We start from the raw sequence: 11,204 nt of genomic DNA on the forward strand, positions 1-11,204 counted from the left end.
GAGCCCGGCGACGATCCAGGCGCCGGGCTTCGCGCCTGCCAGCGTCGCCGGATCGGGTCCCTGTACACCGAGCACGATGTCCGCGTCGCGCAGCGTGGCCGCGCGATCGGCGACCGTCGCGCCGGCGGCGGCAAAGGCATCGTCGGGAATCGAGGCGTTTGTGCCGGCGCCGCTTTCGACCGCGACCTCGGCCCCCAGCCCGACGAATTTCTTCGCCGTCTCGGGCGTGGCGGCGACGCGCCTCTCACCGGCGGCCTGTTCCTTCACGACCGCGATGCGAATGGCCATCGGATCAGGTGATGATAAAGATGACGACGAAGGCGAGCAGGAAACAGGCGACCGCGCCCCATTTGAACAGGCTGATGAAGCTGTCGTAGGTGCGCTCGTGCGCGGGAAGGTCGATCTTTGCGCCTTGTTCGGCCATGTCCGTCCCCTGATGTGTCGTTTCGGGAAGAGTAGCCGCAGCAAGCGCGTCCCATCAAGCAAGATCGGTAGCGCAATGAGTCTTTCGGGCAACACCACAAAAGGTTGAGTCCGGCGGCGGCGGCGGACTCCACATCCTGTGGATAACTTTGCACGGGCCGGCGTGAAAGGACCGCGGACGCAGGCCGGCGCCGCCGTCACCGGCTTGACCGGGGAGTCCGCGCGACTCCACAGGGAGGGCTTCGCGCTGAGCGCAGGGGGAGCGGCATGGGAGCGTTGGGACCGATACGGAAGGCCGGACGCGCGGGCGCGCCCACGCTTGCGCTGCTGCCGCTGGACACGATCCTGATGGGCGATTGCGTGGCGGAGATGGCGAAGCTGCCCGACCGTTCGATCGACATGATCTTCGCCGACCCGCCCTACAACCTCCAACTCGGCGGCGACCTCCACCGGCCGGAGGGCAGCAAGGTCGACGCGGTGATGGACCTGTGGGACCGGTTCGACAGCTTCGAGGCGTATGACCGCTTCACCCGTGCCTGGCTGGAACAGGCGCGCCGCATTCTGAAGGATGACGGCACATTGTGGGTGATCGGGAGCTACCACAACATCTTCCGCGTGGGCTCCGCGCTGCAGGATGCGGGCTTCTGGATCCTCAACGACATCGTGTGGCGCAAGGCCAACCCGATGCCCAATTTCAAGGGCACGCGCTTCACCAACGCGCACGAGACTTTGATCTGGTGCAGCAAGGGCGAGAAAGCGCGCTACACCTTCAACTATCGCGCGATGAAGGGCCTCAATGACGACGTGCAGATGCGGTCGGACTGGAGCCTGCCCATCTGCTCGGGCGGCGAGCGGCTGAAGGACGCGGACGGGCACAAGACGCACCCGACGCAGAAGCCCGAAAGCCTGCTCTACCGCGTGCTGCTCGCCGCGTCGAAGCCGGGCGACATCGTGCTCGACCCCTTCTTCGGCACGGGCACGACGGGGGCGGTGGCGCGGCGGCTGCGGCGGCGCTGGATCGGGATCGAGCGCGAGACCAAATATGTCGAGGCCGCGCGCGAGCGGATCGCCTCCACCCTGCCGCTCGACGAGAGCGCGATGGAGGGCGTGCCCGAAAAGGCCGCGCAACCGCGCGTCGCGTTCGGGCTGCTGGTCGAAAGCGGGATGATCGCGCCGGGAACGCAGCTGACCGACGCGCGGCGGCGCTGGACGGCCGAGGTCAAGGCGGACGGATCGCTGACGTGCGAGCAGGCGGGCGGATCGATCCACAAGCTGGGCGCGACGTTGCAGGGCGCGCCGTCGTGCAACGGCTGGACCTTCTGGCATATCGAGGAGGCGGGCACGCTGACCCCGATCGATGCGCTGCGGCAGAAGCATCTGGCCGATTTCGCGGCCTGAGGCGACGCTGCGGTGGGCGGGCTTGTAATTGTGTCCGCCGTCTTCCTCGACCGGAAGAGACATGGGCCCCTGCCTACGCAGGGGCGACGGTGAGGGGTGGTGAGCGCGCGCACGTATCTTAGGCCGACGGCATTCGTCGATCCGCCTTGCGACGACGGGCGGGCGCTGCGGCTGGCTGGTGGGCCGTGCCGGTTCTCGGCGGTCGAGATCATCGCGGTCGCGGGCGGGCGGCGGGTGCGGCAGGACCTCGTGCCAGTCGAGCGGATCGACGCGGCGCTGGATGCGGACGGGCGGGCGATCCTCGCACGGATCACCGCGCCGCGCGCGCCGATCGACGGCGTGACGTTCGACACGCCATGCGTGATGGGGATCGTCAACGCGACGCCCGACAGCTTCTCCGACGGCGGCAATTATAATCCGGTCGCGCAGGCGCGGCGCCTGATCGCGGACGGTGCCGCGATCGTCGACATCGGGGGCGAATCGACGCGACCGGGGGCGCGGATCGTGCCCGATGTCGAGGAAGCGGCGCGCGTGGTGCCGGTCGTGACCGCGCTCTCGGGTGAGGGGGCGCTGGTCTCGGTCGATACGCGCAAGGCGGCGGTGATGGCGGCGGCGCTCGACGCGGGCGCCACGATGATCAACGACGTGTCGGCGCTGGCGTGGGACGAACGCGCGCTGGCGGTGGTGGCGGCGCGCGGCTGCCCGGTGGTGCTGACGCACCATCAGGGCGATCCGGCGACGATGCAGGCGGACCCGCGCTACGGCGACGTGCTGATCGAAGTCTATGACTGGCTGGAGGCGCGGATCGCGGCGGCGGAGGCGGCGGGGGTGGATCGCGCGCGGATCGTGGTCGATCCGGGCATCGGCTTCGGCAAGACGCTGGCGCACAATCTCGCCTTGCTCAACGGCCTGTCGCTATTCCACGGGCTCGGCTGCCCGATCCTGCTGGGCGTGAGCCGCAAGCGGATGATCGGCGCGTTGTCGGGGGAGGCGCCGGTCGATCGGCGGCTGGGGGGCACGGTCGCGCTGTCGGTGCTGGCGGCGGCGCAGGGCGTACAGCTCCATCGCGTGCACGACGTGTTCGAGACGGTCCAGGCGCTGCGCGTCCAGCAGGGGCTGCGCGACGCGGCGCAGGCGCCCGGCTGAGCCGTCAGCCGCGCCGGACGAGCACGACGCCGCCGAGCACCAGCACGATGCCGAGCAGCTTGAGTGGCGAGATCGGCGCGGGACGCAGCCCGAGCAGCCCGAAATGATCGAGCACGAGCGCCATGCCGAGCTGGCTGGCGATCGCGATCGTGAGCGCGGTGGCGAGGCCGAGGCGGGGCGCGGAAAAAGCAAAGCAGGCGACGAAGAAGGCGCCGTAGAGGCCCCCGCTCCACGTCCAGGCCGGCGCCGCACGCAGCGCCGTGAGCGGCGTGCGATCGAACAGCAGCCATGCGGCGACGAGGATGATCGTGCCGCCCGCGAATGAGACCAGCGCTGCGAGCAGGACCGATCCCAGCGACCGGGCGAGTGCGGCGTTGGTGGGCGTCTGCAGCGCGACGCCGATGCCGGCGAGGAAGACGCAGATGATCGGCAGGAAGCGCAGCATCGTTCCCGCCTACCGGCCGCGCCGCGCGGCTTCAATCGCGGCGCTCGCGGTCAATAGCCCGCGGCGGCGAGTTGGGCGCGAAGGTTGCGCCGTACCTCTTCCGAAACGGGAGGGAGGTCGCGCGCAGGCTTGCCGCGCTGGAGACGGCGGCGATCCGCGGCGGACGGTTCGACCAAGCGCAGGCGGATCGGTGCGGTGCCGGCCGAACGGATGCCGAGCTGCTCGGCCGCGCCGCGCGACAGATCGACGATGCGCGGCCCGCGCACGAACGGCCCGCGATCGTTGATCCGGACGAGGATGCGGCGGCCGGTGTCGAGCGCGGTCACTTCGGCATAGCTCGGCAGCGGCAGCGTGGTGTGCGCGGCTGTGATCCAGCCGGGGCGGAACTTCTCGCCATTGGCGGTGCGCTTGCCCGACTCGCTGCCGTACCAGCTTGCCAGCCCGAGCATGTCGTAGCTCGGATCGGCGGCGGGCGTGTAACGCGTCCCGCTGATCGTGTAGGGGCGGCCGATCCGGACGGGATCGTCGCTGACCGGACGATAGCGGCCGCCGCAGGCCGCGAGCAGGAACAAGGCGGCGAGCGTCGCCGCGCGGAACGCCGAGGCGCTCACGCCAGCGCCGCGACCTCCATCACCGGCGCGGGCGCGATGGAGAAGAGGTCGCCGAACGAGCAGCGATGATGCCGCGTGTGACCGTGCAGGACGATCGCGTCGCGATGCGCGCGGGTGCCGTAGCCGGAATTCTGTTCCCAGCGATAATGCTCGTGTCGGGTGCCGAGGCGTGCCATCAGCCGGTCGCGCATCACCTTCGCGAGGATCGAGGCGGCGGCGATCTGCGGCACCTTCCCGTCGCCCTTGATCACCGCCTGCGCGTCGCCCGACAGGCCGCGCGGCACGTCGATCCCGTCGATCCGCACCGGGGCCTGGACGCCGAGCCGCGTGACCGCCTGCTGCATCGCCTGAAGCGTCGCGTTGCGGATGTTGTAGACGTCGATGTAGCGCGCCGAACGCGCCGCGAAGCTGACGCGCGCCGCGTTGCGGATCAGCGGGAACAAGGCCTCGCGCTCCTCGCGGTCGATGCGCTTCGAATCGTCGAGCCGGCCGAGCAGCCCCTTGGGCAGCGCGCACGGATCGAACCACACCGCGCACACCACAACCGGCCCGCACAGCGCGCCGCGCCCGACCTCGTCGCAGCCGATCACGGGCGGGAACAGGCTGGCGCGGCGGCGGGCGAACGGGCGGGCGTTGGTCACGGCCGCGCTTATGCCAGCGTCGGCGTGCGCCGTCATCGTCCAGGCGACGAAGCGTGCGCTTGCAAGGGGGTGGGACGGGGCGCAGACAACCGGAGCATGGACCTGTCCGACACCCAACGCCTTCGCCGTCAGTTCTGGGCACGGCTGATGCTGGCGGCGGGCCTCGTCCTGACCGGACTGTGGCTGAGCGCGTCCTTCCTGCCGGCGTTGCTGTGGGCGGCGGTGATCGGGATCGCGATCGACCCGCTTTACGCGCGTGCGGAGGCGCGCTGGCCGCGCGGGCGAACCGCCGTGCTGCCCGCGCTCGCCACCTTGCTGATCGCGGCGCTGGTGCTGGTTCCGCTCGCGCTCGGGCTGATCGAGGCGGCGCGCGAGGCGCGCGTGCTGTTCGCCTGGCTGGAACAGGCGCGCGCCTATGGCCTGCCCGAGCCGGCATGGATCGCGACCCTGCCCTTTTCCGGCGAGATTTCGGGCTGGTGGCGCGCGCATCTGGCGACGCCCGAAGCGACGACGCTCGAATGGGAGCGGCTGCGCCACGCCATCCTTTCCGAGCAATCGCAATTGCTGGGCCGCGGTCTGCTCCATCGCGCCGTCATCTTCCTGTTCACGCTGGCGGCGCTGTTCTTCCTGCTGCGCGAGCGCGCCACGCTGGTGGCGCAGCTCGGCCGGGCGGCGCGCAAGCTGTTCGGCCCGGCGGGCGAGCGGATCGGGGTCCAGGTCGTGCGGTCGGTGCGCGGCACGATCGACGGCCTCGTGCTGGTCGGTCTGGGCGAGGGCGCGGTGATGGCGGTGGTCTATCTGGCGGCCGGCGTGCCCCATCCCTTCCTGTTCGGCCTGCTGACCGCGATCGCGGCGATGATCCCGTTCGGCGCCGTCGTGATGTTCGCGCTGGCGGCCGCGACCCTGCTCGGCCAAGGCGCGGTCGGCTGGGCGGTTGCGGTGGTGGCCATCGGTCTGGTCGTGGTGGGGATCGCCGATCACTTCGTGCGCCCGGCGCTGATCGGGGGCGCGACCCGCCTGCCGTTCCTGTGGGTGCTGGTGGGCATCCTGGGCGGGGTCGAGACGATGGGGTTGCTGGGGCTGTTCGTAGGGCCGGCGGTGATGGCGGCGCTGATCCTGCTGTGGCGCGACCTGCTCGGCAGCGATGTCAGCGCGCGATCGGGATGACGCGGGTGGCGAGCCGATCGACCTCGGCGCGATTGTGGCTGACGTAGAGGATGGGCAGGCGCAGATCGTCGCGGACACGCTCGATCATGCCCATGATCTCCTCGGCGCGGGCGGCGTCGAGCGAGGACAGGGGCTCGTCCATCAGCAGGAAGCGCGGGCCCGACAGGAGCGCGCGGCCGATCCCGACGCGCTGCGCCTCGCCCCCCGACAAGGTGGCGGGCGCGCGGCCGAGCAACGCCGACAGGCCGAGCAGATCGACGACATCGTCGAACGGCAGCGTGCCCGGACGCCGGCCGTAGCGCAGATTGGCGCGCACATTCATGTGCGGGAACAGGCGGGCGTCCTGAAAGACATAGCCGGCGCGGCGGCGCTCGGGCGGGAGGTCGACGCCGTCGCCGAACAGGGTTTCGCCCGCGACGACGATCCGCCCGCGATCGGGACGCAGCAGGCCGGCGACCATGTCGAGCAGGCTGGTCTTGCCCGCGCCCGACGGACCGAACAAAGCGGTGAGGCCGGGGCCGGCGGTGAAGGCGGTGTCGAAATGCGCATCACCCCGCCGCACCGTCACGTCGATGTCGAAGGTCGGCGGTTCAGAGGACATGCGCCCGCCCCCGCTGGCGGCGGACCAGCCATTCGCAGGCGACCAAGGCGCCCAGCGACAGCAGGACCGAGACGATTGCAAGGCGGGTGACCGTCGTCTCGCCGCCCGGGATCTGCAGCGCGCCGTAGATGGCGATCGGCAGGGTGCGTGTCTCGCCCGGAATGTTCGACACGAAGCTGATCGTCGCGCCGAACTCCCCGATCGAGCGCGCGAAGCCGAGCACCGCGCCGGCAAGAATGCCGGGCAGGCAGAGCGGCAGCGTGATCGTCAGGAAGGCGCGCGCGTGTCCCGCGCCGAGCGTGCGCGCCGCGCCCTCCAGCCGGCGGTCGACCGCCTCGATCGACAGCCGCATCGCGCGCACCATCAGCGGCAGCGCCATCACGCCCGCCGCGAGCGCCGCCCCGGTCCAGCGGAACATGAGCGTGAGCCCGAAGCTCCGTTCGAGCCACGCGCCCGCCGGCCCGGTTCGTCCGAAGGCGAGGAGGAGCAGCCAGCCGGTCACCACCGGTGGAAGGACGAGGGGGAGGTGGACGATCGCGTCGAGCAGGATGCGCCCCGGAAAGCGCCCGCGCGCGAGGACGTAAGCGAGCGCGAAGGCGAGCGGCAGGGTGAGCGCGACCGCGACCAGCGCGACCTTGAGCGAGAGCGCGATGACCTGCCAGTCGTCAGAAGTGAGCGTCATGCCCGCGCCGCCATCAGCGCGCCACGAACCCGAAGCGCCGGAAGATCGCCTTGCCGGCGGGCGAGAGCAGGAAGCGGCGGAATGGCTCGGCGTCGGCGCTCACCGAGGTTCGCAGCAGCGCGATCGGGTAGACGATCGGCACGTGGCTGGAGGCGGGGAAGGTGCCGACGACGCGTACGCGCCGGGAGGCGAGCGCATCGGTCGCGTAGACGATGCCGTAGGGCGCTTCGCCCCGTTCGACCAGGGCGAGCGCGGCGCGGACATTTTCGGCCCCGACGACGCGCGGCGCCACGGCGGGCCATATGCCGAGCCGGACCAAAGCCGCGCGGCCGTAGGTGCCGGCGGGCACAGAGTGGGTTTCACCCATCGCCAGCCGTCCGTTGCCAAGCAGGCGGGCGAGGGGGAAGCCGGGCCGGATCGCGACCGGCCGGGCCGCCGAGGATGCGGACGCGATCAGAACCAGGCGATTGGCGAGCAGCCGCGCGCGCGTGGCCGGGAGGATCAGCCCCTTTGCCTGCACGGCATCCATCCAGACTTCGTCGGCGGAGACGAACAGGTCGGCCGGTGCCCCCGCCTCGATCTGGCGGGCGAGCGCGGACGAGGCGGCGAAGGAAAGAATCGGGCGGGGATGCCCGCGCGCCGCCCAGGCATCGGCGGCGGCGCCGAGCGATTCCTGCAGGCTGGCGGCGGCGAGCACGACCGGTGGAGCGGCCGCGACGGGCGTCGCGAGCAGGGCGAGCAGGAGCAGGAGAATGCGCATCAGACCCTCAGGGGAAATGCGGCCGGCCGAGCATGTGGCCGATCGGGCCATGGCCCCGGCCCAAGCCGGGTGCCGCCAGCAGGGCCGCGCGCACGAAGGCGCGCGCCTGGTCGACGGCGTCGATCGGCGACAGTCCGGCGGCCAGCCCGGTGGCGAGCGCGCTCGACAAGGTGCAGCCGGTGCCGTGCGTGCTCGTCGTCCGGATGCGGTCGGCGGCGCGGCGCTGGACCGCCCCAGCGGAGGTGACGAGCAGGTCGACGACCGTGTCGCCGGGCAGGTGCCCGCCCTTGGCCAGGACCGCGATTTTGTGCGCGGCGGCAAGCGCGCCGGCGGCCACCCGCATGTCGTCTTCGTCGTCGATCGCGCGGCCGGTCAGAACGGCCAGCTCGGGCGCGTTGGGCGTGACGAAGGTGGCGGCGGCCATCAGCGCGGCGAAGGCGGCGATCGTCGCCTCGTCGGCGAGCACCGCCCCGCTGGTCGCGACCATCACCGGATCGACCACGATCGGCACGCCCGCCAGATCGGGCTGCGCCAGCCGTTCGGCCACGCGCCAGGCGGTGTCGGCCGCGCCGATCATGCCGATCTTGATCGCGTCGACGCCGATATCCCACGCCACCGCGTCGATCTGCGCGATCACCGTTTCGGGCGGCACGGCGACCACGGCGCTGACCCCGGTCGTGTTCTGCGCGGTGATCGCGGTGATCGCGGTCATCGCATGACCGCCCAGCATGGTGATGGTCTTCACGTCGGCCTGGATGCCCGCGCCCCCGCCCGAATCCGAGCCGGCGATCGCGAGCACGCGCGGGATCGTGCGCGTCGTCACGCCGCGCGGCGCACGGCGTCGCAGATCCGATCGACCACGCGCGCGACGAGCGCGCGGTCCTCGCCCTCGGCCATCACCCGGATCAGCGGTTCGGTGCCCGACTTGCGGATCACCAGCCGCCCCGCATCCGCCAGTTCGCGCTCGCATTCGGCGATGACCGTCCGCACGGCATCGTCGTCGAGCGGCTGCCCGCCCGAAAAGCGGACATTCTTGAGGAGTTGCGGCAGCGGATCGAACTGGCGGAGCAGGCGGTGCGCGCGTTCACCGCTGATGACGAGTTCGGCCAGCACCTGAAGCGCGGCGATCAGGCCGTCGCCGGTGGTGGCGTGATCGGCCAGCACGATGTGCCCCGATTGCTCGCCGCCGATATTGTAGCCGCCCGCGCGCATCGCCTCGACCACGTAGCGGTCGCCGACCGGCGTGCGGTGGAGCGCGATGCCCCGTTCCGCGAGGAAGCGTTCGAGGCCGAGGTTGGACATGATCGTCGCCACCACCCCGCCGCCCGCAAGCCGGCCGTCGCGGGCGGCGGCGGCGGCGATCAGCGCCATCAACTGATCGCCATCGACGATTTCACCACGATCGTCGACTACGATCAGCCGGTCGGCGTCACCGTCGAGCGCGATGCCGATATCGGCGCGGGTTTCGACCACCTTGGCCTGAAGCGCCCCGGGCGCGGTCGAGCCGACCTTCTCGTTGATGTTGAGGCCGTTGGGATCGACCCCGATCTGGATCAGCTCGGCGCCGAGTTCCCACAAGGCGGTCGGCGCGACGCGGTAGGCGGCGCCGTTGGCGCAATCGATCACGACGCGCAGCCCGTCGAGGCGGAGATGTTCGGGGAAGCTCGCCTTGACCGTCTGGATATAGCGGCCCTGCGCATCCTCGATCCGGCGGGCGCGGCCGATCGCCTCGGCCGGGGCGAGGCCGACCGTGCCGTCGATCATCGCCTCGATCGCGGCCTCGGCCTCATCGGACAATTTGTAGCCGTCGGGGCCGAACAGCTTGATGCCGTTGTCGGCGAACGGATTGTGGCTGGCCGAGACCATGACGCCCAGGTCCGCGCGCATCGAACGGGTGAGCATCGCCACCGCCGGCGTCGGCATCGGCCCGACCAACGTCACGTCCATGCCCACGCTGGTGAAGCCGGCGGTGAGCGCGTTTTCCATCATGTAGCCCGACAGGCGCGTGTCCTTGCCGATCAGGACGCGATGGCGGTGCGTGCCGCGCAGGAAATAGGCGCCCGCCGCCTGCCCGACCTTCATCGCGATCTCGGCGGTCATCGGCGTCTGATTGGTGCGGCCTCGAATGCCGTCGGTGCCGAAATATTTGCGGGCCATGCGAGGGGTCTTAAAGCGTGATCCGCGCGCGTGGAAGCGGGGTGGCCTTCGCCCTCGCGCGGACGAGAGGGCCCGACGGTCGCCAGCGGCCGACCCCACCCCCAAACCGTCGCCCCTGCGTAGGCAGGGGCCCATGGCTCGTCCGGCATACGATAGCGTGGAGGCGAGAGAGATGGGCCCCTGCCTGCGCAGGGGCGACGGTGAGAGGAGGGGCGGAGGGCGCGCCGCGCCGTCAGCGTTCGTAGGCTTTGGGCAGCGCGCCTTCCTGCGGAGTCAGATACCGGTCGCGCAGGCGCGTCTGACGGCTGGTCATCGGCTGCGCGACGCCGTCGATCCAGACCGAGACCGGGGCCGACATCACCTCGAGCGGATCGCCGTCCCAGATCACCACGTCGGCGCGGCGGCCGGGGCGGAGCGAGCCGATGTCGCCATCGAGACCGAGCGCCTGCGCCGGCTTCGAGGTGATCGTCGCGAACGCCTGACCCCAGTCGAGCCCGCTCGCGCCCGGCACCTTCTGCAGGGCGACGAGGTTGCCGGCATATTGGGTGAGGTAGGATTCGTACGGCCCTTCCGACGCGTCGACGGTCGAGATGGCGACGGTCACGCCCGCGCGCTGGAGGCGGCCGACGTTCGACTGGGTCGCGGCGAGCCGTTCGAACGTCTCGGGCAGGTCGGCCAGCGCGGCGGCGATCACCGGCACCTTCGCGGCGGCGATGTCGGACGCGACCAGCCACCCCTCGGTCGCGCCGAGCAGGACGATCCTGATGCCCGGAAACTCGCGCGTGAGCGCGAGCGTGGCGCGAATGTCGGCGACGCGCTCGGCATGGACGAGGAGCGGCATCCGGCCCGCCAGCACGGGCTGGAGCGCGATCGCGTCGGCGCGCGTGATGAGCGCGCCTTCGTCGAGCCCCGCCGCCTGGCTAAGATCGCGCGCCGCGGCGAGCGCCGCGCGGAGCAGGACATGCGCCGCCGGGCGCGATCCCGCCGCGTCCTTCGCTCCCTCGCCCAGTTCGACGAACTGGAAGGCACGCGCCTTGGTGAGCGGATCATGATCGACGCCGAGGTCGATCACCGCGCCCTGCCCGCCGAACATCGTATGATCGGGCGAGGCGGAGACGAAGGCGCGGGTCGTGCCCATCGACCGTTCGGTGGCGATGAGCTGGCTTTCGGTGT

13 protein-coding genes and 1 pseudogene are annotated in these 11,204 nt (G+C 71.2%); 3 read left to right on the forward strand and 11 right to left on the reverse strand.

Going from position 1 to position 11,204, the window contains the following annotated elements; genetic code table 11:
- Both ACOJSF_RS11645 and ACOJSF_RS11650 read right to left on the reverse strand, forming a co-directional pair.
- A pseudogene (locus ACOJSF_RS11645) lies at positions 1–282 on the reverse strand (NAD(P)(+) transhydrogenase (Re/Si-specific) subunit alpha); the annotation flags it as partial.
- A 10-nt stretch (positions 283–292) separates the two neighbouring features.
- The gene (locus ACOJSF_RS11650) at positions 293–424 is read right to left on the reverse strand and encodes an aa3-type cytochrome c oxidase subunit IV (protein WP_420142365.1); all 132 of its coding nucleotides are present in this window, start codon (positions 422–424) and stop codon (positions 293–295) included.
- A 266-nt stretch (positions 425–690) separates the two neighbouring features.
- Here ACOJSF_RS11650 and ACOJSF_RS11655 point away from each other — a divergent pair, with 266 nt between their 5' ends.
- On the forward strand, positions 691–1,821 hold the full coding sequence (locus tag ACOJSF_RS11655; protein WP_420142366.1) for a site-specific DNA-methyltransferase: 1,131 nt from the start codon (positions 691–693) through the stop codon (positions 1,819–1,821).
- Positions 1,822–1,920: 99 nt separating this feature from the next.
- Complete coding sequence (folP, locus tag ACOJSF_RS11660; protein WP_420142367.1) at positions 1,921–2,967, forward strand: dihydropteroate synthase; 1,047 nt, start codon at positions 1,921–1,923, stop codon at positions 2,965–2,967.
- Between the two features lie 4 nt (positions 2,968–2,971).
- Here the strand turns inward: folP and ACOJSF_RS11665 are convergent, their stop codons facing one another.
- Genes ACOJSF_RS11665 through ACOJSF_RS11675 form a run of 3 tightly spaced genes read right to left on the reverse strand, consistent with a single transcriptional unit; the run spans position 2,972 to position 4,664 of the window.
- Complete coding sequence (locus ACOJSF_RS11665) at positions 2,972–3,412, reverse strand: DMT family transporter (RefSeq protein ID WP_420142368.1); 441 nt, start codon at positions 3,410–3,412, stop codon at positions 2,972–2,974.
- A 50-nt stretch (positions 3,413–3,462) separates the two neighbouring features.
- Positions 3,463–4,023, reverse strand: a complete 561-nt coding sequence (locus tag ACOJSF_RS11670) for a septal ring lytic transglycosylase RlpA family protein (RefSeq protein WP_420142369.1) — start codon at positions 4,021–4,023, stop codon at positions 3,463–3,465.
- Positions 4,020–4,664 (reverse strand): ribonuclease HII, encoded by a 645-nt coding sequence (locus ACOJSF_RS11675; protein WP_420142370.1) that lies wholly within the window; start codon positions 4,662–4,664, stop codon positions 4,020–4,022. The genes ACOJSF_RS11670 and ACOJSF_RS11675 overlap by 4 nt, the downstream gene beginning before the upstream one ends.
- 96 nt (positions 4,665–4,760) lie before the next feature.
- Between ACOJSF_RS11675 and ACOJSF_RS11680 the strand changes: the two genes are divergently transcribed.
- Positions 4,761–5,831, forward strand: coding sequence for an AI-2E family transporter (locus ACOJSF_RS11680; protein WP_420142371.1), 1,071 nt, complete (start codon positions 4,761–4,763; stop codon positions 5,829–5,831).
- On the opposite strand, the gene ACOJSF_RS11685 is transcribed toward ACOJSF_RS11680, so the two are convergent.
- The 6 genes from ACOJSF_RS11685 to ACOJSF_RS11710 all read right to left on the reverse strand — a co-directional run.
- Positions 5,812–6,432, reverse strand: coding sequence for an ATP-binding cassette domain-containing protein (locus tag ACOJSF_RS11685; RefSeq protein ID WP_420142372.1), 621 nt, complete (start codon positions 6,430–6,432; stop codon positions 5,812–5,814). The two genes, ACOJSF_RS11680 and ACOJSF_RS11685, sit on opposite strands and share 20 nt — an antisense overlap.
- Positions 6,422–7,114 carry a molybdate ABC transporter permease subunit gene (modB, locus tag ACOJSF_RS11690; protein ID WP_420142373.1) on the reverse strand — a complete coding sequence of 231 codons (693 nt, stop codon included), beginning with the start codon at positions 7,112–7,114 and terminating at the stop codon, positions 6,422–6,424. Before modB ends, ACOJSF_RS11685 begins: the two co-directional genes overlap by 11 nt.
- 13 nt (positions 7,115–7,127) lie before the next feature.
- Positions 7,128–7,874: a molybdate ABC transporter substrate-binding protein gene (gene modA / locus ACOJSF_RS11695; RefSeq protein ID WP_420142374.1), complete on the reverse strand. Its 747-nt coding sequence runs from the start codon at positions 7,872–7,874 to the stop codon at positions 7,128–7,130.
- Positions 7,875–7,881: 7 nt separating this feature from the next.
- Positions 7,882–8,697, reverse strand: coding sequence for a bifunctional hydroxymethylpyrimidine kinase/phosphomethylpyrimidine kinase (thiD, locus tag ACOJSF_RS11700; RefSeq protein WP_420142375.1), 816 nt, complete (start codon positions 8,695–8,697; stop codon positions 7,882–7,884).
- The gene (gene glmM, locus ACOJSF_RS11705) at positions 8,694–10,031 is read right to left on the reverse strand and encodes a phosphoglucosamine mutase (RefSeq protein WP_420142376.1); all 1,338 of its coding nucleotides are present in this window, start codon (positions 10,029–10,031) and stop codon (positions 8,694–8,696) included. The genes thiD and glmM overlap by 4 nt, the downstream gene beginning before the upstream one ends.
- A 232-nt stretch (positions 10,032–10,263) precedes the next feature.
- The coding region (locus ACOJSF_RS11710; RefSeq protein WP_420142377.1) for an amidohydrolase family protein at positions 10,264–11,204 on the reverse strand (941 nt) is incomplete at its 5' end.

The organism is Sphingomonas sp. (genome assembly GCF_048594985.1).
Lineage (GTDB): Bacteria > Pseudomonadota > Alphaproteobacteria > Sphingomonadales > Sphingomonadaceae > Sphingomonas_I.